This window comes from Pseudomonas sp. TE3911, from assembly GCF_054062775.1.
In genome coordinates this window covers 4064415-4089698 of record NZ_JBSSFP010000001.1, presented here as the reverse complement: position 1 = coordinate 4089698, position 25284 = coordinate 4064415, and the positions used below count along the sequence as shown (strand labels likewise).

Here is a 25284-nt window from a genome sequence, read left to right as displayed (position 1 = left end):
TTTTTCAAATTATGTGTTCTAGTTATCACCAGAGCATTTGCGCGCTACGGATTGCGCCACTAAAATGCCATCACCGATACCGAGTTCGCATCGATGCGTATAGACGGCTTTTCCTCACAGTCCTACCCAATCAAACGTAAGCCACGTAAGGCGAACGTCACGGTAGACGAGTCCGTCGAAGACTCACCGGACTTCATCGAAGTCCAGCCCGATGCGCAGTCCAACGCTCAAGCACGAATCAGCGGTCTTCCCGCCCGTCAACAAGACATGGTTTTCCCGCGCTCGATGAGCAAAAGCGTTGCCACTGCCCTGGCCAGCTACCTGACCACCGCCGGCTTTGTCGAATGGGATATGGAAGTGTTGGGCCTCGACATCCACATCTGATGCGCCTGCCTTACTACCTCGGTTGCCCGTCCTGGAGCGAAAACGCCTGGCGCGAGTACCTGTATCCCGCCGATGCACGCTCCAGCGACTACCTTGCCCTCTATTCCCAAGTCTTTAATGCGGTTGAAGGCAATACCACGTTCTACGCCCGCCCTTCGGCGGCGACCGTGCAGCGCTGGGCCGACATCATGCCCGACGATTTTCGTTTCACAGCCAAGTTTCCAGGTGATATCAGCCATGGCGGCGACTTGCGTGAGCAATTGCCAGCGGCAGAAAGCTTTGTCAGTTTGATGAGCCCGCTCGGTGAGCGGGTTTCGCCGTTGTGGCTGCAACTGTCGGCGAGTTTCTCGCCGCAGCGCCTGGCGGAACTGGCCGGTTTTATTGATGGCCTGGAGCGCCCGCTGGCAGTGGAAGTGCGCCACCCGGAGTTCTTCGCCAAGGGCGATGCCGAGCGCATGCTCAACCGTCTGCTGCGCGACCGTGGCGTCGAACGTATCTGCCTCGACCCGCGCGCATTGTTCAGTTGCACGTCCACATCGGCAGCGGTGCTGCATGCCCAATCAAAAAAGCCCAAGGTGCCCACACGCCCGGCCGCGCTGACCCAGTTTCCCCAAGTGCGATTTATTGGCCATCCCGAGCTTGAGGCTAACGACCCGTTCCTGATCCCATGGGTGGAGAAAATTGCCGGATGGATCGAAGAGGGCCGCACGCCCTATGTGTTCCTGCACACCTCGGATAACCGGCTCGCCGCGCAACTGGCACTGCGCTTCCACGCCCAGCTGATGGCGCGTCTGCCTGGCCTGCCCGCGTTGCCGACATTGGATCGGCAACCCGAAGTCGAACAACTGGGGTTACTCTAAGGCTCCTTTTTTCGCCAGGATTCAGTCATGGATGCCCAAACCCGACGCGCCGAAACCTTCAAGGCCTTGCATGAGCGCGACCGCGCCTTCGTGATGCCCAATCCTTGGGACGCAGGCTCCGCAGTAATGCTCGCCAGCCTCGGCTTTGAAGCTCTCGCCACGACCAGTGCGGGTTACGCGTTCAGCCTGGGGCGCCCGGATGCGGAAGGGGCGTTGTCCCTGGAAGACACCTTGCTCAATGCCGCCATGATCGCCAAGGCCACCGCACTGCCGGTGGCAGCCGACCTGGAAAACGGCTTCAGTGATACCCCCGAAGGCTGTGCCCAAACCATCCTGCGCGCTGCTGCCAGCGGCATTGTCGGCGGCTCCATCGAAGATGCCACAGGTATCAGCGCCGACCCGATCTACCCCTTTGACCTCTCAGTGGAACGTGTGGAAGCCGCCGTCGCCGCCGCTCGCAGTCTGCCATTCCCCTTCACCCTGACGGCCCGTGCGGAAAACCTCCTGCATGGTCGCCTGGATTTACCTGACACCATTCGCCGTCTGCAGGCCTACGCCGAAGCGGGTGCCGACGTGCTGTATGCGCCGGCCTTGCGCAGCGCCGATGAGGTGTTGGCGGTGGTCAAGGCCGTGGCGCCAAAGCCTGTGAATGTATTGATGTCCGGTGGGCTGAAACTCAGCGTGGCGCAATTGAGCGCGATGGGAGTGAAGCGCATCAGCGTGGGATCGGCCATGGCGCTGGCGGCTTATGGTGAATTCTACCGGGCGGCCCAGGAAGTCTATGAACTGGGCACGTTCAGCTTTACTGAACGCTCGATGCCCTTCAGCACGGCCAATCAGTTCTTCAAGGGCTAAGCGGTGCGTTTTTTCAAAATATTGGGCGCGTTGCTGCTGCTCGGCGGTGCTGTTGCCGTGGGCGTATGGCGAGGCTGGGTGCCGCTGCCCGCTGAGTGGAACCCGTGGGCACCGCTGGACGTGCGTGCCAGTCCGAACCTGTTGACCCGCTACAAACTGGGTCGCCTGCAGGAGGATCCGGCGTTGTGCGATGAGGTGCTGAAAACGTCCGGTCTGCGTGTCAGTCATCAGGCGGACACGCCCGCAGACGCCGCCTGCCCTTTGCGCAATACCTTGCGCGTGCAGGGCGCAGAAGTGGCATTAAGCAGCAGCTTTCTCGCCAGTTGCCCGTTGGCGGTGGCGTTCGCACTGTTTGAGCGCCACAGCCTGCAACCGGCGGCGCAGGCGGTGTTCGGCCAGGCGGTCACGCGGGTCGATCACCTGGGCAGCTTTGCCTGCCGCAATATCTATGGTCGGGCCGAGGGGCGGCTCAGCCAGCATGCTTCGGCCAATGCCCTGGATATCGCCGGGTTTCGGCTGGCGGATGGACGCAGTATCAGCGTGCTCAAGGATTGGCCGGGGGAGGGCGCCAGCGCACGGTTTTTACGTCAGGTGCGCGATGGTGCCTGTGATGATTTCAACGTGGTGTTGAGCCCGGATTACAACGCCGCGCACCGCAACCATTTCCATCTGGACATGGGGCGTTGGTGGGTGTGTCGCTAAGGCTCAGGCCGCCAGGCGCAGGTTGTTGGCGATCAGTGGGCGTGCCCAGTGGTAGTCGAAGTCCAAGGCCTTTTGTTGGGCCACCAGCTCTTCGATCGGGTACGGCGTGGCGGGCGGCGGCAGCAAGTCCAGTTCGAACTCCGCGATCGGCAGGTGCAGAGGGCGAGGTTGCGGCGCGGGGCTAGGCTCAGGCAGCGGTTGGCCTGCGGTGAGGACGATGGGGCGTACCCAACTGCTTTCGAAGTTCTGTTGGCGCTGCTGGGCGACGATTTCTTCGTCCGGGAACGGAGTTGCAGCCGGAGGCAGCAATTCGGTTTCGAATTCGGCGATCGGCAGGAAAAGTGGCTCAGGCGGAGCGATTTCAGTGTCCTTCACGTCGCACTCACGCTGCGTGAGGATCTGCGACAGCAGGTCGGCGCCTTCGTGGGGTTCTACCGCAGGGTCCACCGGCGCCGGCGCCTGGGCGGCCAGCGCGCCCGGCGTATCGCCGAGCTGCTCGGCCAGCGCTCGGGCGAAGAAGTCTTGCCACACATGACTCACCCCGGCCAGCGCTTGAGTATTGCGCAGGCCGTAGTGGTTATGGGTCGGCAGTACACCGATGGTTAGGGGGAGAATGTCTGACATTTTTCTCGGTCGACGCTCAGCTCTGGCAAAATACCTGACTGTTATTTTTATCGGCCGCTGTTTGCCGATCCTTAATATTTTTGAGCGTAGTGATTCATGAGCGAACAACCAGCGGCCAGCCGCATCCAGGTCGAGGCTTTGGGCGAAGGTTTTAAGGACCGCGCCGAGCAGTGGGCATCTCTGCTTGGCTTGCCTTTACAGCTCGCGGACGCGGACTTTTCCCTGCAAGTTGGCGAGCATGGCCTACAGCTGCAACAGCTAGGTCCTGACGCGCCGGGCCCGGTGCGGGTGGACTTTGTTGAGGGAGGTGCAGCTCATCGTCGACTCTATGGTGGCGGCAGCGGGCAGATGATCGCTAAAGCCGTAGGCATCGCCCAAGGCGTGCGCCCTCGGGTGCTGGACGCCACGGCAGGCCTGGGCAAGGACGCGTTTGTGCTGGCCAGCCTGGGCTGTGAGATGAGCCTGATCGAGCGCCAGCCGTTGATCGGCGCTTTGCTCGAAGACGGCCTGGCGCGTGGTGCAGATGACTTTGAAGTGGCGCCAATCGTGGCGCGCATGAAGCTGCTCAAGGGCAACTCCATCGACGTGATGCTGAACTGGGAAGGCGAGCCGCCCCAGGTGATCTACCTCGACCCAATGTTCCCTCACCGTGAGAAAACCGCCTTGGTGAAGAAGGAAATGCGCCTGTTTCGGCCGCTGGTGGGTGATGATCCGGATGCGCCAGCCTTGTTGGCCGCCGCCCTGGCCCTGGCCAGCCATCGCGTGGTGGTCAAGCGCCCCCGCAAGGCGCCGTGCATCGAGGGACCAAAGCCGAGCCATGCGCTGGACGGCAAGTCCAGCCGGTATGACATCTATCCCAAAAAAGCGCTCAAAGCCTGATGTTCAAGGCCTGTACGCCCGCATAAACAACCCTACTACCTCCTGCACATGGGCTTCGGCGGCGTGTTCACTCAGATGCCCGCCGCAGCCATACAGCAGGCAGAAATTTGCCGTGCCCTTGAGCAGGCAGAAGAAGTGCTCGGCCGCCGTGAAAGGTTTGTCGATGCTCAGGGCACCGCTCTGGTCGATCTTGCTGAGCAGGCGCTCCATGCCCTGGAGCATGCGCATGGGCCCGGCTTCGAAAAAGATCTGTGAGAGTTTCACGTCCTGATTGCCGGTGGTCATCATCAAACGATGCAGGTTCACCGACTCCTCGCTGTTGATCAGCCGATGAAAACCGCGCGCGATATTCAGCAACACCGTCTCGACTGGCATGCCCTCAGGCAGCTCGAAGTACATCACCGGTAGCTGCTCTTCGCACGTCGCCACCACGGCGGCGGTGAACAAGGTCTCTTTGTCGGTGAAGTGGCTGTAGACGGTCAGTTTCGACACGCCTGCCTCAAGGGCTACGGCATCCATGCTGGTGCTGGCATAACCATTCCCCAAAAACAGAGTTTTCGCTGCCTGAAGAATTGCCTGGCGTTTTGCCATGTCCTTGGGACGCCCGGGGCTATTGGTGTTAACGCGATTGTCGGACATTTTCACCTTTAATACTGGACTGGTGAGTTTGGTATTAATAACATACTGGCCAGTATAATTATTCCTAGCTTCATTTGCGAAAGGTCCTTCAGCATGCGCAGCACTTTCCTGCCCTTTGCGTTGCCTGTCAGCCTGGTCTTAATGTTGGCCGCCTGCGGCCATGAAGAACCGGCCCAGATTAACGTCCGCCCTGCCATGGTGGTGCAACCGCAACCGTCGGCACAGTCGATGGACAGCTACCCCGGAGAAGTGCGGGCTCGCTATGAGCCGGACCTGGCCTTTCGCATCGGTGGCAAAGTCAGCAAACGCCTGGTTGAAGAGGGTGAGCGCGTCAAGGCCAACCAACCGTTGGCGGAACTCGACCCCCAGGACGTGCGCCTGCAATTGGAGGCTACCCGCGCCCAAGTCGCCGCTGCCCAAGCTAACCTGAGCCTGGTCCGCGCCGAACGCGATCGCTATAAGACCCTGATGGACCGTCAGATGGTCAGCCGTTCTCAGTACGACAATTCCGAAAACCTCTACCGATCCGGCGAAGCGCGCCTCAAGCAGATCAAGGCCGAATTCGACGTGGCCAGCAACCAAGCCGGTTACGCCGTGCTCCGTGCCCCGCAGGATGGAGTCGTCGCTAAGCGCGCCGTGGAGGTCGGCCAAGTGGTGTCGGCTGGCCAAACCGTGTTCACCCTGGCCACCGATGGCGAGCGCGAAGTGCTCATTAGCCTGCCCGAACAAGGCTTTGGTCGCTTCAAGATCGGTCAGCCGGTAGCCGTGGAGTTGTGGAGCCAGCCGGACCAGCGTTTTACGGGACGCATCCGTGAACTGTCTCCCGCAGCCGATCCAAAATCGCGCACCTTTGCCGCCCGAGTGGCGTTTACCGGCGGTAAAGTCCCGGCGGAATTGGGCCAAAGCGCTCGCGTATTCATACAGACCGAGGGTGTCGTTCCGCTGTCGGTGCCGCTGTCTGCCCTCAGCGCGGAGAATGGCGCGTCTTACGTCTGGCGTGTGGAAACGGACAATACCCTCAAGCGCGTACCGGTGCGCATTGGCGCCTTCGGCGAAAAAACCGTTCCGGTGCTGGAAGGCTTGAAGCCCACCGATTGGGTGGTCGCCGCGGGCGTGCATGTGCTCCACGAGGGCCAGCAAGTGCGCCCGGTGGATCGCTCCAACCGTGTCGTGAATCTGGCGGCCAAGGAGTAGTCCCCGATGGGTTTCAATCTTTCCGAATGGGCGTTGCGTAATCGCCAGATCGTACTGTTCCTGATGATCCTACTGGCCGTGGTTGGCACCTTGTCCTACACCAAGCTGGGACAAAGTGAAGACCCGCCATTCACCTTCAAAGCCATGGTGATCAAGACCAACTGGCCCGGTGCTACGGCCCAGGAAGTCTCGCGTCAAGTCACCGAGCGCATCGAGAAGAAACTGATGGAAACCGGCGAGTACGAGCGCATTGTCTCGTTCTCGCGCCCTGGCGAGTCCACGGTTACCTTTATTGCCCGCGACTCCATGCACTCGGCGCAGATTCCTGAGCTGTGGTACCAGGTGCGCAAGAAGATTAGCGACATCCGCCAGACCTTGCCGCCGGATATCCAGGGCCCGTTTTTCAATGACGAATTCGGCACCACCTTCGGCAATATCTATGCGCTGACCGGCAACGGTTTCGACTATGCCGTGCTCAAGGATTACGCCGACCGCATCCAGATTCAGCTGCAACGGGTAGCGGATGTGGGCAAGGTGGAGTTGCTCGGCCTACAGGATGAGAAAATCTGGATCGAGCTGTCCAACCTCAAGCTCGCCACCCTCGGCCTGCCATTGGCAGCGGTGCAGCAGGCGTTGCAGGAACAGAACGCGGTGTCCACGGCCGGCTTCTTTGAAACCCCGAGCGAGCGCGTGCAACTGCGTGTGTCGGGCAACTTCAAGACAGTGGAGGAGATCCGTGACTTTCCGATTCGAGTGGGCGACCGGACCTTTCGTATCGGCGATGTAGCTGACATTCACCGTGGCTTCAACGATCCGCCGGCACCGCGCATGCGTTACATGGGCGCCGATGCAATCGGCCTGGCCGTGGCCATGCGCGACGGCGGCGATATCCTGATATTGGGCAAGGCGCTAGAAGACGAATTCGCACGTTTGCAGAAGAACCTTCCGGCAGGCATGGAGTTGCGCAAGGTGTCGGATCAACCGGCAGCGGTGAAAACCAGTGTCGGGGAATTCGTGCAGGTATTGGCCGAGGCATTGGCGATCGTATTGCTGGTGAGCTTCTTCTCCCTCGGCGTACGCACCGGCATGGTGGTGGCCCTGGCGATTCCGTTGGTGCTGGCGATGACCTTCGCCACCATGTATTACCTCGGCATTGGCCTGCACAAGATTTCCCTCGGCGCACTGGTACTCGCCCTCGGTTTGCTGGTGGATGACGCGATCATCGCCGTGGAAATGATGGCAATCAAAATGGAGCAGGGCTACGACCGGCTCAAGGCCGCCAGTTTCGCCTGGACCAGCACCGCCTTCCCGATGCTCACCGGCACGCTGATTACGGCGGCAGGTTTCCTGCCGATTGCCACTGCGCAATCGAGCACCGGCGAATACACCCGTTCGATTTTCCAGGTGGTGACCATCGCGTTGCTGGCCTCGTGGGTCGCCGCGGTGGTGTTCGTGCCATACCTGGGGGAAAAGCTCCTGCCGGACCTGGCGAAGATTCACGCAGCTAAACATGGCGCTGAGGGCCCGGATCCCTACGGAACGCCGTTCTACCAGCGCGTAAGGCGTTTGGTGGAGTGGTGCGTCACTCGACGTAAAACCGTGATCGTACTGACACTGCTGCTGTTTATCGGCTCAGTGGCGCTATTTCGCTTTGTGCCGCAGCAGTTCTTTCCGGCCTCGGGGCGCCAGGAGCTGATGGTCGACCTGAAACTGGCCGAAGGCGCGTCCCTGAGCAACACTGCCGATCAGGTCAAACGCCTGGAAGCCTTGCTCAAGGACCATGCCGGCATCGAGAACTACGTGGCTTACGTCGGCACCGGTTCGCCGCGTTTCTACTTGCCGTTGGACCAGCAACTGCCCGCCGCGAGCTTTGCGCAATTTGTGGTGCTGGCCAAAACCATCGAAGAGCGCGAAAGCTTGCGCACCTGGCTGATCGCAACCCTCAACGAACAATTTCCCGACCTGCGTTCGCGCGTCACCCGCCTGGAAAACGGCCCACCCGTGGGTTATCCGGTGCAGTTTCGCGTGACCGGCGAACACATCGAGGAAGTTCGCGCCCTTGCACGGAAAGTTGCCGCCAAGGTTCGCGAAAATACCCACGTGGTCAACGTTCACTTGGACTGGGAAGAGCCGAGCAAAATTGTCTACCTGAACATCGACCAGGACCGCGCCCGCGCCCTTGGTGTGAGCACTGCCAACCTGTCGAAATTCCTGCAGAGTTCACTCACCGGCTCAAGCGTCAGCCAATACCGGGAGGACAACGAATTGATCGAGATCCTCCTGCGCGGCACGGTCCACGAACGCACCGAACTGTCGCTGCTGCCTAGCCTGGCGGTGCCGACCGACAACGGCAAAAGCGTGGCCCTGTCGCAGATCGCCACCCTCGAATACGGATTCGAGGAAGGCATCATCTGGCACCGTAATCGCCTGCCGACGGTCACCGTGCGCGCCGACATCTATGGCAAGGAACAACCGGCGACGCTGGTGCAGCAGATCCTGCCGACCCTCGAAGGCGTGCGGGCCGAACTGCCGGATGGCTACCTGCTGGACGTCGGCGGTACCGTCGAGGACTCCGCCCGCGGGCAGAACTCGGTGAAGGCCGGCGTGCCGCTGTTTATTGTGGTGGTGCTGACCTTGCTGATGCTGCAACTGCGCAGCTTCTCACGCACGGCAATGGTGTTTCTCACGGCGCCGCTGGGTTTGATCGGCGTCACGCTGTTCCTGCTGGTGTTTCGTCAGCCCTTTGGCTTCGTAGCCATGTTAGGGACCATCGCCTTGTCGGGCATGATCATGCGCAACTCGGTGATCTTGGTGGACCAGATCGAGCAAGACATCAAGGCTGGCCTGGCGCCGTGGCAGGCGATTATCGAAGCCACCGTCCGACGCTTCCGCCCGATTGTGCTGACGGCACTCGCGGCGGTATTGGCGATGATCCCGCTGTCTCGCAGTGTGTTCTTCGGACCGATGGCGGTGGCGATCATGGGCGGGCTGATTGTGGCGACGGCGTTGACGCTATTGTTCCTGCCGGCACTGTATGCTGCGTGGTTCAAAGTGAGGAAGGACGTCGCGTAACCATGTTGGCCACTGTTTCAGCCCTGATATTGCTACTGCTTGCCCCTGGCCCTACCAACACCCTGCTGTTTCGCGCAGGTGTGTTGTTCGGGTTTCGGGCATCCTGCAAGCTCGTGCTAATCGAGTGCCTGGCGTATTTGCTGCAAGTGTCGGCATGGGGTGTGGCGCTTCTCTATCTCGCGGCGTTTTCACCGTGGGCGTTGAAGGCGACGCAACTGGCGGCGGCGTGCTACCTGCTGTATGTGTCGTGCAAATTGTGGCAGCGCAAGAACAGCGAGATCAGCCCTGGCAAAGATCGCTTCACCGGGTTGTACTTCTTTTTGTTGACGGTCATGAATCCCAAGGGCTTGCTGATCGTTTCCTTTATCGCTCCGTCCAATACGTTCACCGCCGCGCAAGGTTATGCCGAGTTCATGGGGTTATTGGCGTTGGTGGTTGTGCCGGTAGGGGCCGCTTGGGTGTTGTTGGGGAGTCGCTTCGAAGGGATGCAGAAGAGTTGGCTCACGCCCTTGAAGATCAATCGAATCACGTCGATTGCCATTGGCTGCTTCGCAACCTTGATGATGGGCCGACTGGCCGATTCAGTTTTTCACTAGAATCGCTCCCCGTTGCAGGGAGCGATCCTCGCGCAGCTTATAGTGCTCCAAACACCTTCTTCGCCAAACTCGTCGCTGCAGCGGCCGGGTTCTTGCGAATCGTCTCTTCCTGCTGCGCAATCATCTTGAACAAACCATCCAGCGCCTGTTCGGTCACGTAGTTTTCGACGTTGGCGCTCTTGGCATCCACCGCACCAAAGGCTGCCGCTTTGCCCGCCAGGGCGTTGTACTGCTGGGCCACGCCGACCTTATCCGTAGCGGCCTTGACGATCGGCAGGAACTTGGCGCGGATTGCATCGCGCGAGCTTTTGTTCAGGTATTGGGTGGCCGAATCCTGGCCGCCGCTGAGAATGCCTTTAGCGTCGGTCACGCTCATGTTTTTCACGGCGTTGACCAGGATCGGCTGTGCCTGGGTCACAGCGGTTTCAGCCGCTTTGTTCATGCTGGTTTCCAGTTGCGTAACCTGGTCGCCCATGCCGAACATTTTCAACTTCTCGGCAACTTTGCCCAGTTTGCCCGGCAGGCCGATCTTCACTTCAGGGTTGTCGCTGAAACCGCCGGGTTTGCCCAGTTGTTTCACTGCGATCTGTGCGCCTTGGGTCAGGGCATCCTTAAGGCCGCCGCTGGCGTCGCCTTGGGACAGGCTACTCAGGTCCAGGGCCATGGCGTTGGCGCCGAGCAGCAGGCCGGCACACAGAGCAGTGAGGCGAAGGGAGTTACGGAGCATTTGCGCTTCCTTATGATCTGGAAAATATCAGTGTGCGACCGCATCAACCCGCAGGCGCAGCGGCTGCGGATCCTGGCCGTTGAGCTGCACGGCGTGACGTTCGGTAGTGATAAACAGTAGCTTGCCATCCTGTTCGATGCGAGCACTCACCGAATAACTGTGGCCCGGTTTAATCTGTGCCGGGTCGTAATTCAGGTGAAACGGCAGCGGTACCTGGCCTTTGATCGGGCCTTTCTGTTCCGCAAGGATCACGGCCGGGGCGTCCATAAGGGACACGTCCTGCAGGCTGACACTCAAGGTTGCTGTTGGCGGCAGGGCGATGCGTTGCAGGTAAAACACTTCGCCATCGAGGCTGGCCTTGGGGGCAGGGGTCATGGATTGGCAAGCTCCCAGCAGGGCGGTCAGGCTCAGGAGGATGATCTTTTTCATGGTGCGGCTCCTTGTCAGCGACGCCAGCTTCCCGCTGGCGCCTTATTCAATCTAGCGGGTTTCTTCAGGCTCATCCGGTTGTTCGGCTGCGCCATCAACACGATGCAGGGCCACCTGGCGAATCGACAGGCGAATCTCAGCCGGCAACACCCGTTTGGCCGCGCCTTCTGCCAGTTCGCCGAGCAGATCGTGATAACTCAGTTTGCCGGCCTCATCGCGACGCAGCACATCTTGTTCCAGCAGTGTCTGGATGAAGTGTCGGAAAAGGCTCTTGTCGAAGAACTCCGGGGCATTGAGGCCGTGCAGGATCGACAGGCGCTGGGCCATGATCGTGCACAGGTCCTCCAGCTCTTCGGCGCTGATGGTGTTCTGGCCGCTGTTGAGCAGCAGCGAGATTGCCATGTAGAAGCGTTGCAGGGTCTGGGCGATGCTCTTGGACAGCAGCGTCAGCAGTACGAATTGCCGCGAGCTTGGCGCCGGGCGCAAGTACACGTTGTTTTCGAAGCGCAGCAGACCTTGTTCGACAAAGGCTTCCAGCCACTGGTCGACGACAGTGTCCAACTCCTCCAGCGACCAGCGGATAAACAGCTCCGATTGCAGGTATGGGTACAGCGCGTGGGTGTAGCGCAGAATTTGTTCGCGGCTCATCCGCGAACTGCTCTGGAAAAAACTCGCCAGCAGCGCCGGCAGGGCAAAGATGTGCAGCACGTTGTTGCGGTAGTAGGTCATCAGGACGGCGTGCTGCTCGTCCAGGTAGACAATCTTGCCGAGGGCGTCGCTCTGTTCTGACAGCAGGTCCATGTCCTTGACGTGCTTGATCAGCGCCAGGCCATCCCCCTCGGGCAGAGTGGTGTGGGGTGAGTAAGGCACGCGGCGCAGCAGCGCGAGGTACAGGTCCAATTGGCGGGCCATGGCCTGTTCGTCCAACGCCAGGCGTGTGGTGGACAGCAGCGCCAGGGCCACTAGGTTCACCGGGTTCACCGCCGCCGCTTCGTTCAAGTGGCGGGCCACCCGCTCGCTGAGGCGGTTGGTGGTTTCGTTGAGCCACGCCGGCTTGTAGTTCGGGGACAGTTCCTGTGTGCGCCAGTCGGGTTGTTCGCTGTCGAGGAATTCCGCCAGCTTGATCGGCTCGCCGAAGTTGACCGCGACCTGGCCAAAGCGCTGCTTGAGCGCGCCGACCACTTTGAAAATGTCGAAAATCGACTCCTTCTTCTTGCTCGCGCCGCGTAGTTCTCCGAGGTAGGTCCGGCCTTCCAGCACGCGTTCATAGCCGATATACACCGGCACAAACACAATTGGCATACGCGAGGAGCGCAGGAAACTTCGCAGCGTGATCGCCAGCATCCCGGTCTTCGGTTGCAGCATGCGCCCGGTACGCGAGCGTCCGCCTTCGACGAAGTACTCAACCGGGAAACCCTTGGTGAACAGGGTGTGCAGGTATTCGTTGAACACCGAGGTGTACAGCGGGTTGCCCTTGAAGGTGCGGCGCATGAAAAACGCCCCGCCACGGCGCAGCAAACTGCCGATCACCGGCATGTTCAGGTTGATGCCCGCGGCGATATGCGGCGGGGTCAGGCCATTCTTGAACAGCAGGTAGGACAGCAGCAGGTAGTCGATATGGCTGCGGTGGCAAGGCACGTAAATCACCTCGTAGCCTTGGGCAACCTTTTGCACGCCCTCGATGTTATTGACCTTGATGCCGTCGTAGATTTTGTTCCAGAACCAACTCAGCACCACTTCGAGGAAGCGGATCGCGGTGTAGGTGTAGTCCGAGGCGATTTCGTTGCCATAGCGCAGGGCCTGGGCCTTGGCTTTTTCGGGGCTGATTTTTTCCCGTTCGGCTTCATCCAGGATCGCCTGACGCACCAGCGGCATATTCACCAGGCCTTTGACCAGGTTGCGGCGGTGAGACAGGTCGGGGCCGATTACGGCTGTCTTCAGGTTACGAAAGTGCACACGCAGGATGCGCTGGGCCATGCGCACAGTGCGTTCGTGCCCTTTATTGTGCTCGATCAATTCACGCAGGTTGATGGGCGCGGAGAATTGCACACGGGTCTTGCGACCAAGAATCAGGATGCTCAACAGACGGCGTAGACGGCCGGTGACGGCCCAACTGTCGGCAAACAGCAGTTTCCACGGGCTGGACTCGCTCGCCGGGGTTTGGCCCCAGAACACACTGACCGGAATGATTTGTGCATTCTCTTCGGCGTGTTCGCTCAGGGTGTTGACCAGGCGAGTCAGGGTGGGCGGCGCGCCGCGCTTGTCCTGACGGCCGAGCCAGTCCGGTTCAGGCGTGAGGTAGAAGAACGCCGCCGGCTCCATCAACGGGCCAACCGATACTGGCAGCACCGGGCGCGGCAGGCCGGCCTTGGTGCACTCGGCATCGACCACCGCCAATTCGGTGAGGGAGGGCGATTGCAGGACGTAGAACACCGGCCGGCTGCGGTCCAGGTTGAGGGTAAGGGACGACTGGTTGATCGTTTCCGAGCGAACCCAGAGGTACAACAGTCGGCGCAAGGTGCCAAACACCAGACGGCGGAACGGGGAGCGGGTCATAGGCGAGCTGCTTCAAGTGGAAAAAACCGAGCAGGCGCTCGGGCGCGTAGTGTGCCGTATTCGCCGAAAATCGGCAAAAAAGCAGCGATGTAAACTTGAGTTGATCGTTTTTGAGCCTGTCTTATACTCGGCAGTTCAACGCGACTGACTCAACAATAAAAAAACGTACGTGGGAGTAAGACAGATGGCAACGCGCGAAACCGGTAATGTGAAGTGGTTCAACGATGCAAAGGGCTATGGCTTTATTCAGCGTGAAGATGGCAAGGATGTGTTCGTGCACTACCGCGCTATTCGCGGTGATGGCCACCGTTCCCTGGCCGAGGGCCAGCAGGTGGAATACGCCGTGGTGACCGGCGAGAAGGGCTTGCAGGCGGAGGATGTGGTCGGTTTGTAATACGGGTTTTTGTTACACACCGCAGAACCCATGTGGGAGGGGGCTTGCCCCCGATTGCAGAGTGTCAGTCACTGAACACATTGGCTGATACACCGCTATCGGGGGCAAGCCCCCTCCCACATGTTGATTGTGGTTTACCGCTCAGGCTCAGGCAGTTTTCCAGGTGATCTGCTCTTCACCGTCTGCGCTGATGCGAATCCAGGTGTCGGCACTTTCCTCACCTTCTTCCTCGACCCACGTCCCCGGCGCGCAGCGCACTTCAACGTTCAGTGCAGCAAACGCGGCGCGGGCGCAGGCGATGTCGTCGTCCCACGGGGTTTGGTCACTTTCCAGGTACAGGCTGTTCCATTTGCCTACAGCCTTGGGCAGCCAGGTGACCGGCACGTCACCGGCCTTGCACTTGTAGGTCTGGCCACGCTGGACCCAGTCGGTGCACGGGCCCAGGGCGGCGCCCAGCCAGGCGGCGATGGCCTTGTAGTCGACGTCGGCGTCCTTCAGGTAAATCTCGATATCGGGTTGGCGCATGGATATTCCTCGTTGCGGGATTCGAAAATCCATTCGCGGATACTTAAAGTCGGTTATTGAAGCACGAAATAGTCGTAACGCATCGACACGGTGACCAGCAACGGCTCGGCAGCCTCGATCACTTCGGCACGGCGCTCGGCGCTGGCGCGCCAGCCGTGGGGTGTCATGGCCAGCAGGTTGGCGCGGTCTTTGGGGTCGGCCAGGCTCAGGGTGAACTCCAGGGTTTCACTGTGCGCCAGGCTCATGCCGTCTGGCACCAGAGCCAGGTGTTTGTCGTCGGTGTACTCGCGCACTTCATCGTACAGACGCTCGCGCAGCTCCATCAGGTGGCCACTCGTAGGACCGACTTTCATCAGGCCGCCGCCGGGGCTGAGCAGGCGTTTGGCTTCCTGCCAGTCCAACGGGCTGAACACGCTGGCGAGGAACTGGCAGCTGGCATCGGCCAACGGCACACGTGCCATGCTGGCGATCAACCAGGTCAGCTTCGGGTTGCGCTTGCACGCACGCTTGACCGCTTCCTTGGAAATATCCAGGGCATAGCCGTCGGCGTGGGGCAAGGCATCGGCGATCTGCGCGGTGTAGTAACCCTCACCACAGCCGATGTCGACCCAGCGCTGCGGTGCGCGTTCAGCCGCCAGTTCGGCGAGGCGCTTGGCCACCGGGGCGTAATGCCCGGCGTTGAGGAAGTCACGGCGTGCTTCGACCATGGCCAGGTTGTCGCCCGGATCGCGGCTGTTCTTGTGCTGCACCGGCAACAGGTTCAGGTAACCCTGACGAGCCCGGTCGAACCGGTGCCCCGCCGGGCAGGCTACGCCGTTTTCGACCGCGTTGAGCGGGGCGCTGCAAATGGGACAAGCGAGCATCAGGCGAGCAACTTGATCAGGGTCTGGTAATAAATTTCGGTCAGTACATCGAGGTCGCTGGCGAGGATGCGCTCGTTGACCTGATGGATCGTCGCGTTGACCGGGCCCAGCTCGACCACTTGGGTGCCGAGGGTGGCGATGAAGCGGCCATCCGACGTACCGCCGCTGGTGGACGCCAGGGTCTCGCGACCAGTGATCGCCTTGATGCTGGCAGACACGGCGTCGAGCAAAGCGCCTGGTTCGGTGAGGAACGGCAGGCCCGACAGCGCCCATTCCACATGCCAGTCCAGGCCATGTTTGTCGAGGATGGCTGCTACGCGTTGCTGCAGGCCTTCGACGGTGGATTCGGTGGAGAAACGGAAGTTGAACACCGCCGTCAGGTCACCGGGGATCACGTTGGTGGCGCCAGTGCCGGAATTGAGGTTGGAGATCTGGAAGCTGGTCGGCGGGAAAAAGGTGTTGCCGTTGTCCCAATGCTCGGCGGCCAATTCCGCCAGGGCCGGTGCGGCCAGGTGGATCGGGTTCTTCGCCAGGTGCGGGTAGGCCACGTGGCCCTGTACGCCGCGTACGGTCAGCGTAGCGCCGAGGGAGCCGCGACGGCCGTTCTTGACCACATCACCTACCAGGGTGGTGCTCGACGGTTCGCCGACGATGCACCAGTCCAGGCGCTCTTTGCGCGCGGCCAGGCGCTCGATCACGGCTTTGGTGCCGTGGTGCGCCGGGCCTTCTTCATCGCTGGTAATCAGGAAGGCAACCGAGCCCTTATGGTCCGGGTAGTCGGCTACAAAACGTTCCGAAGCCACCAGCATCGCGGCGAGGCTGCCTTTCATGTCGGCTGCGCCACGCCCGCAGAGCATGCCGTTTTCGTCGATCAGCGCGTCAAACGGGTCGTTCTGCCAGGCCTGTACCGGGCCGGTCGGCACTACGTCAGTGTGACCGGCGAAGCACAGCACCGGACCTTCGTGCTTACCGTGGGTAGCCCAAAAGTTGTCCACGTCTTCGATGCGCATCGGCTCCAGCGCAAAACCAGCGTCGCCCAGGCGCTGCATCATCAGCTTCTGGCAATCGGCGTCGATCGGTGTGACCGAGGGGCGACGGATCAGGTCGATGGCAAGTTGAAGGGTCGGCGAAAGGTCGGCATGGGCCGTCATGGGAAAACTCCGGAAAGCATGTTTGGAAGAGCAGGGCGGGCGGACAAAACGGCCGTTATCTTATAGCAAAACGGCGACCAGAGGCCGCCGTTTAGTGCATTGCGCAAGTTTTTACGCGGCCGGCGCTGGCTCAGACGCGGCTGCCGGTTTTGGCAGCGACGACAGGAACGCCATAATCAACGCCGCCACATACGGCAGCGATTGCACCAGCAGCATTACCACCCAGAAACGTATGTCATTGCTTGGCAGGCCTTGCACCAAGTAGATCCCCAGCGCAGCACCCCACAGCAGCAGCATGATGAACATTTCTTCGCGGGCTTCGGAAATCGCGACCCAGAAGCCGTGGTTATCCGCGTTTTTCGGCGTACGAAAGAACGGAATACTGGTGGTGAAGAAGCCATACAGCACCGCCTTGGCGATGGTGTGGGACAGCGCCAGGCCAGCCAGCGCGGCGCAGAACGCATCCTTGAGGTTCACGCCCACGGCACGGCGGTACAGGAAGATGATCTTGCCCACCTTGAACACGAACAACGCCAACGGCGGGATCGCGAAAATCAGCAGCGGCGGATCGACCCGCGTCGGCACGATGATCATCGCCGCCGACCACAACAACGCGCCGACGGTGAAGAAGATGTTCATACCGTCCGCCACCCACGGCAACCAGCCCGCGAGGAAGTGGTAGCGCTGGCCACGGGTCAGCTCCGTGTCCTTGCCGCGCAGCAGGCTGGCGGTATGACGCTTGATGATCTGGATCGCGCCATAGGCCCAGCGGAAACGCTGTTTCTTGAAGTCGATAAAGGTATCGGGCATCAGGCCCTTGCCGTAGCTGTCGTGGTAATACGCCGCCGATAGGCCTTTCTCGAACACCCGCAAGCCCAGTTCAGCGTCTTCGCAGATGCACCAGTCGGCCCAGCCGAGTTCTTCGAGCACCGAGCGACGGGTCATGGTCATGGTGCCGTGCTGGATGATCGCGTCGCGGTCGTTACGGGTAACCATGCCGATGTGGAAGAAGCCTTTGTATTCTGCGTAGCAGAGCTTCTTGAAGGTACTTTCGTTCTGGTCGCGGTAGTCCTGCGGCGACTGCACCACAGCGATTTTCGGGTCAGCGAAGTGCGGCACCATGTGCTTGAGCCAGTTCGGCGACACGCAGTAGTCCGAGTCGATCACCGCAATCACTTCAGCATCCTTGGCAGTGTGCGGGATTAAGTAGTTCAGCGCGCCGCCCTTGAAACCGGCCAGGGGCGCGACGTGGAAGAACTTGAAGCGCGGGCCGAGGGTTTCGCAGTAGTCGCGCACCGGTTCCCAAACAGCCGGGTCTTTGGTGTTGTTGTCGATAATCAGGACTTCGTAGTCCGGGTAATCCAGCGCGGCCAGGGCGTCGAGGGTCTGTTTGACCATCTCCGGCGGCTCGTTGTAGCACGGCACGTGGATCGACACTTTCGGGCGGTAGTCCGAATCCCCTTCGACCGGCAGGAATTCACGGCGACGCTTGTGAGTCCAGACTGCTTCCGCCAGTTCGTGGGCCTCGGTCAGCAACACAATAAATACGCCGAGGGCGCCGAGTGCCAGGAGGATACCCACGGTGACACTGAACCAAGTGCTGTATTGCTGGCTGTAGTCGTAGCCGATCCACACCAGTACCGAGCCGCAAAGGAATGCGATAAAGGTCAGGAACGTCCGGCCACGCTGGCGCAGGGCCGAGCCGTCGATCATCAGCAGCGTCAGGGACAGCAGGGCAAGCACCACCGAGCCGATGGCCAGTACGCGCCATTGCGGGATGGCGACAATAGGACCTTCAAAGTTGAATTTTTGCTGGCGCGCGGCGTTGTAAACGCCCCAGTAGGCGCCGGCCGAGCCTTCATCGCTGACTTTCCACGGCTGGTCGAAGGCCTCGATCACAAAGTAGTTGTAGCCCTGGCGATTGAGCTTGTTCACCAGTGTGCGCAAGTACACCGCCTGGTCTGCCGGGGACGTTTCGTTGCCACCGCGCATGCGGCCGTTGCTCGGCCAGCCAACTTCCGATAGCAGCAGTGGCTTTTTCGGGAACAATTTCTTCAGGTCCCTGGCGCGATCGAGTACGTATTGGCCGGCCTTGTCCATCGGAATGTATTCCCAGAACGGCAAAATGTGCGCGGCGATCAGGTCGACGTGCTTGGCCAGTTGCGGGTTCTTTTCCCAGATGTGCCATTGCTCGGAGGTGGTCACCGGTACCTTCACCGCGGCGCGCACCCGGTCCAGCAGCACGATCAGTGCCTCGGGGGTGATTTCTTCGCGGAACAAGGCTTCGTTGCCGACCACCACGCGCACGACACTGCGCGAGCTGTTGGCGATCTCAATGGCGCGCTGGATCTCGCGTTCGTTGCGCTCCAGGTCTGGGCTGATCCAGATCCCCAGGGTGACGCGCAAGCCGAACTCTTCCGCCAGCTTGGGGATATCCCCCAGTGTGCCGTCGACCGAGTAGGTGCGGATGTTGTCCGTCAGCTTGCTCATGATCGCAAGGTCCTGACGCATCTGTTCGTCAGTGGGGTATTGGTCTTTCTGCGGGAACTGGCCTTGCTGGAACGGCGAGTAGGAAAAACCGGAGATTTGCTCAGGCCAGTTGGGAGCAGTGACCGGGCGGTTGACCAGCGCCCAGAAGCCGGTGAATAGCGCTGCAATTGCCAGCACGATCACCAGGTTGAGTCCAAATTTACGCGATGCCATGGTTATGTCGGGTTCCAAAGGGTGTGGAACGAAAAGAGGTGTCGGCCTGCACCGAACGGCGCGCATCCTACACCGGCCTTTCCCCGAGCGTACAGCAGACAGAGAAAAGCCGGACGTTAGTCAGCGAAAGGCCATCTAAGTTCTTTACTTGTAGCTTGTTGCTTCGTACTTGTCGCTCGGTAGTCCATAATGCGCGCCGGTTTTTGGGGTAATGGTCATGAGTACAGAAGATCCGCGGTTTGCAGGCGTCGCCCGCTTGTATGGCATTGAAGGCCTGGAACGCTTGAAGGCGGCCCATGTGGCGATCGTCGGCGTCGGCGGTGTGGGCTCTTGGGCGGCGGAAGCCATGGCCCGTTGTGGGGTCGGCGAGATTTCGCTGTTTGACCTGGACGATGTCTGCGTCAGCAACAGCAACCGGCAGTTGCACGCCCTGGACAGCACTGTGGGCAAGCCCAAGGTCGAGGTGATGGCCGAGCGCCTGCGCGGTATCAACCCGGATTGCACTGTGCACGCGGTGGCGGATTTCGTGACCCGCGACACCATGGCCGAATACATAACGCCGAACATCGATTGCGTGATCGACTGTATCGACGCCGTCAACGCCAAGGCCGCGCTGATTGCGTGGTGCAAACGCCGCAAGATCCAAATCATCACCACCGGCGGCGCCGGTGGGCAGATTGATCCGACGCTGATCCAGGTGTGCGACCTTAACCGCACCTTCAACGATCCCTTGGCCTCAAAGGTGCGCTCCACCTTGCGTCGTGACTACGGCTTCTCTCGCACCGTGACCCGTCATTACAGCGTGCCGTGCGTGTTTTCCACCGAGCAACTGCGTTATCCCAAGCCGGACGGCAGCATTTGTCTGCAAAAAAGTTTTGTGGGGGATGGGGTGAAGCTGGACTGCGCGGGCGGGTTTGGCGCGGTGATGATGGTGACGGCGACCTTTGGCATGGTGGCGGCGACCAAGGCGGTGGACAAGATTGTGGCAGGGGTGCGTAGGCCTTCCGAGCGTGTCAAACCCGCCTGAATCTCAGAACTTTACACAGTTCAAAGGTGGGAGGGGGCTTGCCCCCGGTTGCAGAGTGTCAGCCACTGAATAAGCTGACTGATCCACCGCTATCGGGGGCAAGCCCCCTCCCACATTTAGTCCTGTGTATGGCTTAGCGTTCGCATACGCTGCAGGACTGCATTCAAGCCATTGCTGCGCGACGGCGACAGTTGGCGGGAAAGCCCGAGTTGATTGAACCAGTCAGGCAAGTCGACTGCCTGCAACTCGTCCGCCGACAACCCATTGACCCGCGCCAGCAGCAATGCCACCAAACCACGGATCATCCGCGCATCGCTGCTCGCGGCAAATTGCCAATGACCTTGGTCTAAGTGCCCCACCAACCACACCAGGCTTTCGCAGCCCTGTACCAGGTTGGCGTCGACCTTTTCATCATCCGCTAAAGGCGGCACACGCTCACCCCACTGCATCAGCAAGCGAGCACGTTGCTCCCAACTTCCTACGGCTTGGAAGGCTTCCAGCGCAGCCACCGCATCCATCGGCAAGCTCATCGCAACATATCCAGCGCCTGGTCCAGCGCTTCAAAAAAGCGCTCGAGGTCGTCGGAGTCGTTATACAGCGCCAGGGAAACGCGGATCGCCCCCGACAGCTGCATCGCCTTGAGCAGCGGCATCGCGCAATGATGGCCTGCGCGTACAGCAATGCCCTGCTCGGTCAGCAGGTGCGCAACGTCGGCGTTATGCACGCCCTCGACCACAAAGCTGACCAGCGCCACCTGCGGCGAACCCAGCACACGCACGCCATTGCGCGCCTTCAGGCCGCGTAACAGGTAGTCATGCAGGGCCGCCTCGTGGGCGGTTACTGCTTGCTGATCCAGCGAGCTCAGATAATCCAGGCTTGCCCCCAAGCCAATCACGCTGGCTATCGGCGGAGTACCTGCCTCGAACCCCAGTGGTGCTGGACGGAAGCTGGCGCTGTGGTAATCCGCCTGTTGCACCATCTCACCGCCAAACTGCCAGTGGCGCAGGTGATGCAGAGCCTCGTTGCGGCCAAAGAGCACGCCGACACCGTCCGGGCCGTAGAGCTTGTGGCTGGAGAAAACGTAGAAGTCGCATCCCAGCGCTTGCACGTCTTGACGACCGTGGACGATGCCCTGGGCGCCGTCGACCACGGTTAGGGCACCGTGTGGCTTGGCCAAATCCAGTAAGGCTTGCAGCGGTTGCCAGGCACCAAGCACGTTGGACAGCTGACTCACCGCAAGCAGGCGCGTGCGCGGACCGATCAACTCGGCGGCGGCTTGCAGGTCGATCACGCCGTCATCACCGAGTGGCAATACCACCAGTGTGAGCGCGCGACGTTTGGCCAGTTGCTGCCAGGGCAGCAGGTTGGCGTGGTGTTCCAGGGCGCTGATGACAAGCTCATCGCCCGCATTGAATAAGTGTTCGAGGCCGTAGGCCAGGAGGTTCAGCGCAGAGGTCGCGCCGTGGGTAAACACGATGTGCCCGGTGTCACCTGCATTCAACCACTGCGCCACCTTGCTGCGACTGTCCTCGAAGGCCTGTGTCGCATGGGCCCCCGGCAAATGCTGGGCCCGGTGCACATTGGCTGCGCCATTGGCGTAGTAATGGCTGATGGCATCCAACAGAGCTTGGGGTTTTTGTGTAGTGGCGGCGTTGTCCAGATAGGTCTGGCCTTGCCGTTGCAGGGCGGCGATGGCCGGAAAGTCGGCGCGCCAGGGGGAGGGCACTAGCATGGTGTTCAAAACTCGTATAAGCGAGCCCCAGGGTCGGGGCCCGCTAGTGGCATCGAGTGGCTGCTTAGTTGTGAGCGTGCAGCGCTTCGTTCAGTTCGATGGCCGATTTGTGGGTTTTGCACTCCACTGCACCGGTCTCGGAGTTACGGCGGAACAGCAGGTCCGGTTGGCCGGCCAGCTCGCGCGCCTTGACCACTTTGACCAGTTGGTTCTGCTCATCCAGCAGCGCAACCTTGGTCCCGGCGGTGACGTACAGACCCGATTCCACGGTGTTGCGGTCGCCCAGCGGGATACCGATACCGGCATTGGCGCCGATCAGGCAGCCTTCGCCGACCTTGATCACGATGTTGCCGCCGCCCGACAGGGTGCCCATGGTGGAGCAGCCGCCGCCCAGGTCCGAGCCCTTGCCAACGAATACGCCCGCCGATACACGACCTTCGATCATGCCCGGGCCTTCAGTGCCAGCGTTGAAGTTGACGAAACCTTCGTGCATCACCGTTGTGCCTTCGCCTACGTAGGCGCCCAGGCGGATACGTGCCGCGTCAGCAATACGCACGCCGGCCGGGACGACGTAGTCGGTCATTTTCGGGAACTTGTCTACCGAGAACACTTCCAGTAACTCGCCACGCAGGCGTGCTTCCAGCTGGCGTTCGGCCAGTTCGCTGATGTCGATCGCGCCCTGGCTGGTCCAGGCCACGTTCGGCAGTTGCGGGAACACGCCAGCCAGGCTCAGGCCGTGAGGCTTGACCAGGCGGTGGGACAGCAGGTGCAGCTTGAGGTAGGCCTCAGGCGTGGAGGTCAGCGCGGCGTCTTCGGCCAGCAGGGTGGCGACCAGAGGCGTGTGGCTTTCTGCCAGGCGGCTCAGCAGGGCGGCTTGTGTGGCGTCGACGCCTTTGAGCGCGTCGGCCAGTTGCAGGGCCTGGGTCACGGTGAAGGTGATCGCCTGGTTACCCTCGGAGTAACCGAGGATCGGCGCGATGGCCGCGACGATTTCAGCCGATGGGTTGAGCAGCGGTTGTGCGTAAAAAACTTCCAGCCAAGCACCTTGGCGGTTCTGAGTGCCGACGCCGAAGCCCAGGCTGAACAGGGAATGGGACATGCTATTACCTCTACAAAAATGGAAGGGCTGGCCTACTTGAGGGCCGCCGAATAACTTTCTGGCTTGAAGCCAATCAGGGTTCTGTCACCGAGATCAAGCACCGGGCGCTTGATCATCGAAGGTTGCGCGAGCATCAATTCAATGGCTTTCGACTGATCGAGATCGGCTTTGCGTTCGTCTTCGAGTTTGCGAAAGGTGGTGCCCGCACGGTTCAAAACCACCTGCCAACCGTGCTCGTTGCACCATTGGGTCAAGTGTTCGCGGTCGATACCGACCGTTTTGTAGTCGTGGAACTCATAGCTCACAGCATGCTCATCGAGCCAGGTGCGCGCTTTTTTCATGGTGTCGCAGGCTTTGATGCCGAAAAGGTGCAACGTTTTGCTTGAAGCGGTCAAGGAATTGCCCCCTTTTAGGATGCTCAAAACGAAAGGTCCGGGATTATGCCACGACCAGCGGGTTTGGGTGCCGCTCGTCAGCAGGACCCACGGCTTTGTGCGACTTATGTGCAAAAGCCAGTGCGTGGCATAGCCGCGTAACATAGCTGGGTAATATGGCACTTCAACTGCCAGTTGTTGCCTGATGTGTGTCGTTGCAAGTCGATCGTCCGGGAAACCCGCGTTATGCAAACCGCCTACACCGTTCTTATCCTGCTGATGCTGGTCAGCGTTTCGCGTCTGGTCGGACGTGTCATTCCTCTGCCGTTGCCGCTGGTGCAGATTGCCGCCGGAGCCTTGTTGGCCTGGCCAACGCTGGGTCTGCATGTGGCGCTGGACCCTGAACTGTTCCTGTTCGTGTTCTTGCCACCTTTGTTGTTTTCCGACGGTTGGCGCATGCCCAAACGCGAATTGTGGCGTCTGCGGGGCCCGATTCTGACGCTGGCCGTGGGCCTTGTGCTGTTCACGGTAGTCGGCGCCGGATACTTCATTCACTGGATTTTGCCTACGATCCCGTTACCGGTGGCCTTCGCCCTGGCGGCCGTATTGTCGCCGACGGATGCGGTGGCAGTGTCGGCCATTTCCCAGAATCGTTTGCCCACGCCATTGATGCATATGCTCCAGGGCGAAGCCTTGATGAATGATGCGTCGGGCCTTGTGACCTTCAAGTTTGCCTTGGCAGCGGCACTGACCGGCGTGTTCTCCCTGGCCGATGCGAGCTTGACCTTCGTGTTGGTGGCCGTCGGTGGCCTGGCGATCGGTGTGGCGTTGAGTTGGCTGGTCGGCCGCCTGCGCGCATGGATGATTGCGCGGGGCTGGGACGATCCGGCGACTCATGTGGTGTTTATGTTGCTGTTGCCGTTTGCCGCTTATGTATTGGCTGAACGGTTGGGCGCCTCAGGGATTTTGTCGGCAGTGGCGGCGGGCATGATGCAAAGCTGGCTGGACCTGCTGCCACGCCAGACCAGCACAAGGCTGCTTAACCGCAGCGTCTGGTCGTTGCTGGAGTTTGCCTTCAATGGCTTGATTTTCCTGCTGCTGGGATTGCAACTGCCGGACATCATCAAAGCCGTGGTGAGCCATGAAGCCACGCTATGGCCGACCCTGTTTTACCGCTGCCTGGATGTGATTGCGATTTTCCTGGTGCTGGTGGTGCTGCGTTTTATCTGGGTGCAGAGCATCTGGAGGCTGTCGGGGTTATTGCGGCGCCTGCGAGGGAAAAGTGATCTGACGTTGGTGCCAACCGCCCGATCCTGTTGGCTCTTGACGGTCGGCGGTGTGCGCGGTGCGGTGACCCTGGCGGGTGTGATGTCGGTGCCTTTGCTGTTGGCGCCAGGCAAAGATTTTCCTGAGCGTGATTTGCTGATCTTTATCGCGGCCGGGGTGATCCTGCTTTCACTGGTCGCCGCCTGCATTGCCTTGCCACTGTTGCTGCGCGGTATCGAAAAGAGCCCCGATGAGAAGCGTCATAAGGAAGTGCGGGAGGCGTGGAAAAAGACCGCCGTGGCAGCGATTCACGCACTGGAGGCGGAGGAGCCCGTAGAGTCGGAAACCTCCGACGCCGCACAGGCGGCGCTGGCTACGGAGCTCAAGGCGCGGCTGATGTCGGAATATCGTCATCAGTTGGAGGTGTTCAATGACTCCGCCGAGGCCCAGGCGCTGGCGAGGCACATGGACCTGCTTGAGCGAAAACTGCGGCTCAAGGCCCTGCGCGCGCAACGTTTGGAGTTGTACAGCTTGAGCCGTCATCACCAGATTGGTGATGACGTCTTGAGGGAGGTGTTGGGAGAGCTGGATATGAGTGAGGCGAATCTGGGCCAGGTGAAATGACCCGATTGC

At 60.6% G+C, this 25284-nt stretch carries 24 protein-coding genes; 11 read left to right on the top strand and 13 right to left on the bottom strand.

All coding sequences use genetic code 11. The annotated features are described in order from the left end of the window. The first annotated feature begins 93 nt into the window (after nt 1–93). From ACVWXD_RS18550 to ACVWXD_RS18535, 4 genes are read left to right on the top strand one after another with little or no spacing between them, the layout of a single operon-like run. Nucleotides 94–384: a hypothetical protein gene (locus ACVWXD_RS18550; RefSeq protein ID WP_095183991.1), complete on the top strand. Its 291-nt coding sequence runs from the start codon at nt 94–96 to the stop codon at nt 382–384. After that, nucleotides 384–1244 carry a DUF72 domain-containing protein gene (locus tag ACVWXD_RS18545; RefSeq protein ID WP_095183992.1) on the top strand — a complete coding sequence of 287 codons (861 nt, stop codon included), beginning with the start codon at nt 384–386 and terminating at the stop codon, nt 1242–1244. The genes ACVWXD_RS18550 and ACVWXD_RS18545 overlap by 1 nt, the downstream gene beginning before the upstream one ends. 27 nt (nt 1245–1271) lie before the next feature. Beyond that, on the top strand, nt 1272–2099 hold the full coding sequence (locus ACVWXD_RS18540; RefSeq protein WP_032891704.1) for an isocitrate lyase/PEP mutase family protein: 828 nt from the start codon (nt 1272–1274) through the stop codon (nt 2097–2099). A gap of 3 nt (nt 2100–2102) precedes the next feature. Next, the gene (locus tag ACVWXD_RS18535) at nt 2103–2801 is read left to right on the top strand and encodes an extensin-like domain-containing protein (RefSeq protein WP_181642738.1); all 699 of its coding nucleotides are present in this window, start codon (nt 2103–2105) and stop codon (nt 2799–2801) included. Between the two features lie 3 nt (nt 2802–2804). On the opposite strand, the gene ACVWXD_RS18530 is transcribed toward ACVWXD_RS18535, so the two are convergent. After that, on the bottom strand, nt 2805–3425 hold the full coding sequence (locus ACVWXD_RS18530; RefSeq protein WP_122680270.1) for an energy transducer TonB: 621 nt from the start codon (nt 3423–3425) through the stop codon (nt 2805–2807). A 96-nt stretch (nt 3426–3521) separates the two neighbouring features. Here ACVWXD_RS18530 and ACVWXD_RS18525 point away from each other — a divergent pair, with 96 nt between their 5' ends. Continuing rightward, complete coding sequence (locus ACVWXD_RS18525; RefSeq protein ID WP_095183995.1) at nt 3522–4304, top strand: class I SAM-dependent methyltransferase; 783 nt, start codon at nt 3522–3524, stop codon at nt 4302–4304. Between the two features lie 3 nt (nt 4305–4307). Here the strand turns inward: ACVWXD_RS18525 and ACVWXD_RS18520 are convergent, their stop codons facing one another. Then, entirely contained in the window at nt 4308–4943 is a 636-nt protein-coding gene (locus tag ACVWXD_RS18520) for a TetR/AcrR family transcriptional regulator (RefSeq protein WP_032891696.1), read from the bottom strand. A 93-nt stretch (nt 4944–5036) separates the two neighbouring features. On the opposite strand from ACVWXD_RS18520, the gene ACVWXD_RS18515 reads away from it, so the two are divergent. Genes ACVWXD_RS18515 through ACVWXD_RS18505 form a run of 3 tightly spaced genes read left to right on the top strand, consistent with a single transcriptional unit; the run spans nt 5037 to nt 9805 of the window. Then, the gene (locus tag ACVWXD_RS18515; protein ID WP_457371243.1) at nt 5037–6137 is read left to right on the top strand and encodes an efflux RND transporter periplasmic adaptor subunit; all 1101 of its coding nucleotides are present in this window, start codon (nt 5037–5039) and stop codon (nt 6135–6137) included. A 6-nt stretch (nt 6138–6143) separates the two neighbouring features. After that, nucleotides 6144–9209 carry an efflux RND transporter permease subunit gene (locus ACVWXD_RS18510; RefSeq protein WP_122755686.1) on the top strand — a complete coding sequence of 1022 codons (3066 nt, stop codon included), beginning with the start codon at nt 6144–6146 and terminating at the stop codon, nt 9207–9209. Nucleotides 9210–9211: 2 nt separating this feature from the next. Then, nucleotides 9212–9805, top strand: coding sequence for a LysE family translocator (locus ACVWXD_RS18505; protein WP_099601265.1), 594 nt, complete (start codon nt 9212–9214; stop codon nt 9803–9805). 37 nt (nt 9806–9842) lie between these two features. On the opposite strand, the gene ACVWXD_RS18500 is transcribed toward ACVWXD_RS18505, so the two are convergent. Genes ACVWXD_RS18500 through plsB form a run of 3 tightly spaced genes read right to left on the bottom strand, consistent with a single transcriptional unit; the run spans nt 9843 to nt 13517 of the window. Continuing rightward, nucleotides 9843–10532: a DUF4197 domain-containing protein gene (locus ACVWXD_RS18500; RefSeq protein ID WP_032891686.1), complete on the bottom strand. Its 690-nt coding sequence runs from the start codon at nt 10530–10532 to the stop codon at nt 9843–9845. Between the two features lie 27 nt (nt 10533–10559). Further along, nucleotides 10560–10961, bottom strand: a complete 402-nt coding sequence (locus ACVWXD_RS18495) for a YbaY family lipoprotein (protein WP_032891684.1) — start codon at nt 10959–10961, stop codon at nt 10560–10562. A gap of 51 nt (nt 10962–11012) precedes the next feature. After that, the gene (gene plsB, locus ACVWXD_RS18490; RefSeq protein ID WP_032891682.1) at nt 11013–13517 is read right to left on the bottom strand and encodes a glycerol-3-phosphate 1-O-acyltransferase PlsB; all 2505 of its coding nucleotides are present in this window, start codon (nt 13515–13517) and stop codon (nt 11013–11015) included. Between the two features lie 184 nt (nt 13518–13701). Between plsB and ACVWXD_RS18485 the strand changes: the two genes are divergently transcribed. Next, entirely contained in the window at nt 13702–13911 is a 210-nt protein-coding gene (locus ACVWXD_RS18485; protein ID WP_032891681.1) for a cold-shock protein, read from the top strand. A gap of 147 nt (nt 13912–14058) precedes the next feature. On the opposite strand, the gene ACVWXD_RS18480 is transcribed toward ACVWXD_RS18485, so the two are convergent. The 4 genes from ACVWXD_RS18480 to ACVWXD_RS18465 all read right to left on the bottom strand — a co-directional run bounded on the left by ACVWXD_RS18480 (nt 14059) and on the right by ACVWXD_RS18465 (nt 19153). Continuing rightward, complete coding sequence (locus ACVWXD_RS18480) at nt 14059–14436, bottom strand: hypothetical protein (protein ID WP_032891679.1); 378 nt, start codon at nt 14434–14436, stop codon at nt 14059–14061. Nucleotides 14437–14489: 53 nt separating this feature from the next. Beyond that, entirely contained in the window at nt 14490–15299 is an 810-nt protein-coding gene (locus tag ACVWXD_RS18475; protein ID WP_032891677.1) for a putative RNA methyltransferase, read from the bottom strand. Further along, entirely contained in the window at nt 15299–16450 is a 1152-nt protein-coding gene (gene dapE, locus ACVWXD_RS18470) for a succinyl-diaminopimelate desuccinylase (RefSeq protein ID WP_032891675.1), read from the bottom strand. The genes ACVWXD_RS18475 and dapE overlap by 1 nt, the downstream gene beginning before the upstream one ends. A gap of 111 nt (nt 16451–16561) precedes the next feature. Then, on the bottom strand, nt 16562–19153 hold the full coding sequence (locus tag ACVWXD_RS18465; RefSeq protein WP_032891673.1) for a glycosyltransferase: 2592 nt from the start codon (nt 19151–19153) through the stop codon (nt 16562–16564). A 217-nt stretch (nt 19154–19370) separates the two neighbouring features. Here ACVWXD_RS18465 and tcdA point away from each other — a divergent pair, with 217 nt between their 5' ends. Beyond that, entirely contained in the window at nt 19371–20180 is an 810-nt protein-coding gene (gene tcdA / locus ACVWXD_RS18460; protein ID WP_065877359.1) for a tRNA cyclic N6-threonylcarbamoyladenosine(37) synthase TcdA, read from the top strand. A 116-nt stretch (nt 20181–20296) separates the two neighbouring features. On the opposite strand, the gene ACVWXD_RS18455 is transcribed toward tcdA, so the two are convergent. The 4 genes from ACVWXD_RS18455 to ACVWXD_RS18440 all read right to left on the bottom strand — a co-directional run bounded on the left by ACVWXD_RS18455 (nt 20297) and on the right by ACVWXD_RS18440 (nt 23406). After that, nucleotides 20297–20710: a SufE family protein gene (locus tag ACVWXD_RS18455; RefSeq protein WP_260366668.1), complete on the bottom strand. Its 414-nt coding sequence runs from the start codon at nt 20708–20710 to the stop codon at nt 20297–20299. Continuing rightward, nucleotides 20707–21912: an aminotransferase class V-fold PLP-dependent enzyme gene (locus tag ACVWXD_RS18450; protein ID WP_457371242.1), complete on the bottom strand. Its 1206-nt coding sequence runs from the start codon at nt 21910–21912 to the stop codon at nt 20707–20709. The genes ACVWXD_RS18455 and ACVWXD_RS18450 overlap by 4 nt, the downstream gene beginning before the upstream one ends. Before the next feature lie 64 nt (nt 21913–21976). Further along, a complete protein-coding gene (dapD, locus tag ACVWXD_RS18445; RefSeq protein ID WP_032891666.1) occupies nt 21977–23011 on the bottom strand; it encodes a 2,3,4,5-tetrahydropyridine-2,6-dicarboxylate N-succinyltransferase in 1035 nt (344 codons plus the stop codon). Nucleotides 23012–23043: 32 nt separating this feature from the next. Beyond that, on the bottom strand, nt 23044–23406 hold the full coding sequence (locus tag ACVWXD_RS18440; RefSeq protein ID WP_032891665.1) for an ArsC family reductase: 363 nt from the start codon (nt 23404–23406) through the stop codon (nt 23044–23046). 225 nt (nt 23407–23631) lie between these two features. Here ACVWXD_RS18440 and ACVWXD_RS18435 point away from each other — a divergent pair, with 225 nt between their 5' ends. Next, nucleotides 23632–25275 (top strand): Na+/H+ antiporter, encoded by a 1644-nt coding sequence (locus ACVWXD_RS18435; protein WP_457371241.1) that lies wholly within the window; start codon nt 23632–23634, stop codon nt 25273–25275. Nucleotides 25276–25284: the final 9 nt, after the last annotated feature.

What these genes read in the sequence shown, in the direction of transcription:
- ACVWXD_RS18550 (WP_095183991.1), top strand. Translation starts at nt 94, where the DNA reads ATGCGTATAGACGGCTTTTCCTCACAGTCCTACCCAATCAAACGTAAG.
- ACVWXD_RS18545 (WP_095183992.1), top strand. Translation starts at nt 384, where the DNA reads ATGCGCCTGCCTTACTACCTCGGTTGCCCGTCCTGGAGCGAAAACGCC.
- ACVWXD_RS18540 (WP_032891704.1), top strand. Translation starts at nt 1,272, where the DNA reads ATGGATGCCCAAACCCGACGCGCCGAAACCTTCAAGGCCTTGCATGAG.
- ACVWXD_RS18530 (WP_122680270.1), bottom strand. Translation starts at nt 3,425, where the DNA reads ATGTCAGACATTCTCCCCCTAACCATCGGTGTACTGCCGACCCATAAC.
- ACVWXD_RS18525 (WP_095183995.1), top strand. Translation starts at nt 3,522, where the DNA reads ATGAGCGAACAACCAGCGGCCAGCCGCATCCAGGTCGAGGCTTTGGGC.
- ACVWXD_RS18520 (WP_032891696.1), bottom strand. Translation starts at nt 4,943, where the DNA reads ATGTCCGACAATCGCGTTAACACCAATAGCCCCGGGCGTCCCAAGGAC.
- ACVWXD_RS18515 (WP_457371243.1), top strand. Translation starts at nt 5,037, where the DNA reads ATGCGCAGCACTTTCCTGCCCTTTGCGTTGCCTGTCAGCCTGGTCTTA.
- ACVWXD_RS18510 (WP_122755686.1), top strand. Translation starts at nt 6,144, where the DNA reads ATGGGTTTCAATCTTTCCGAATGGGCGTTGCGTAATCGCCAGATCGTA.
- ACVWXD_RS18505 (WP_099601265.1), top strand. Translation starts at nt 9,212, where the DNA reads ATGTTGGCCACTGTTTCAGCCCTGATATTGCTACTGCTTGCCCCTGGC.
- ACVWXD_RS18500 (WP_032891686.1), bottom strand. Translation starts at nt 10,532, where the DNA reads ATGCTCCGTAACTCCCTTCGCCTCACTGCTCTGTGTGCCGGCCTGCTG.
- ACVWXD_RS18495 (WP_032891684.1), bottom strand. Translation starts at nt 10,961, where the DNA reads ATGAAAAAGATCATCCTCCTGAGCCTGACCGCCCTGCTGGGAGCTTGC.
- plsB (WP_032891682.1), bottom strand. Translation starts at nt 13,517, where the DNA reads ATGACCCGCTCCCCGTTCCGCCGTCTGGTGTTTGGCACCTTGCGCCGA.
- ACVWXD_RS18485 (WP_032891681.1), top strand. Translation starts at nt 13,702, where the DNA reads ATGGCAACGCGCGAAACCGGTAATGTGAAGTGGTTCAACGATGCAAAG.
- ACVWXD_RS18480 (WP_032891679.1), bottom strand. Translation starts at nt 14,436, where the DNA reads ATGCGCCAACCCGATATCGAGATTTACCTGAAGGACGCCGACGTCGAC.
- ACVWXD_RS18475 (WP_032891677.1), bottom strand. Translation starts at nt 15,299, where the DNA reads ATGCTCGCTTGTCCCATTTGCAGCGCCCCGCTCAACGCGGTCGAAAAC.
- dapE (WP_032891675.1), bottom strand. Translation starts at nt 16,450, where the DNA reads ATGACGGCCCATGCCGACCTTTCGCCGACCCTTCAACTTGCCATCGAC.
- ACVWXD_RS18465 (WP_032891673.1), bottom strand. Translation starts at nt 19,153, where the DNA reads ATGGCATCGCGTAAATTTGGACTCAACCTGGTGATCGTGCTGGCAATT.
- tcdA (WP_065877359.1), top strand. Translation starts at nt 19,371, where the DNA reads ATGAGTACAGAAGATCCGCGGTTTGCAGGCGTCGCCCGCTTGTATGGC.
- ACVWXD_RS18455 (WP_260366668.1), bottom strand. Translation starts at nt 20,710, where the DNA reads ATGAGCTTGCCGATGGATGCGGTGGCTGCGCTGGAAGCCTTCCAAGCC.
- ACVWXD_RS18450 (WP_457371242.1), bottom strand. Translation starts at nt 21,912, where the DNA reads ATGCTAGTGCCCTCCCCCTGGCGCGCCGACTTTCCGGCCATCGCCGCC.
- dapD (WP_032891666.1), bottom strand. Translation starts at nt 23,011, where the DNA reads ATGTCCCATTCCCTGTTCAGCCTGGGCTTCGGCGTCGGCACTCAGAAC.
- ACVWXD_RS18435 (WP_457371241.1), top strand. Translation starts at nt 23,632, where the DNA reads ATGCAAACCGCCTACACCGTTCTTATCCTGCTGATGCTGGTCAGCGTT.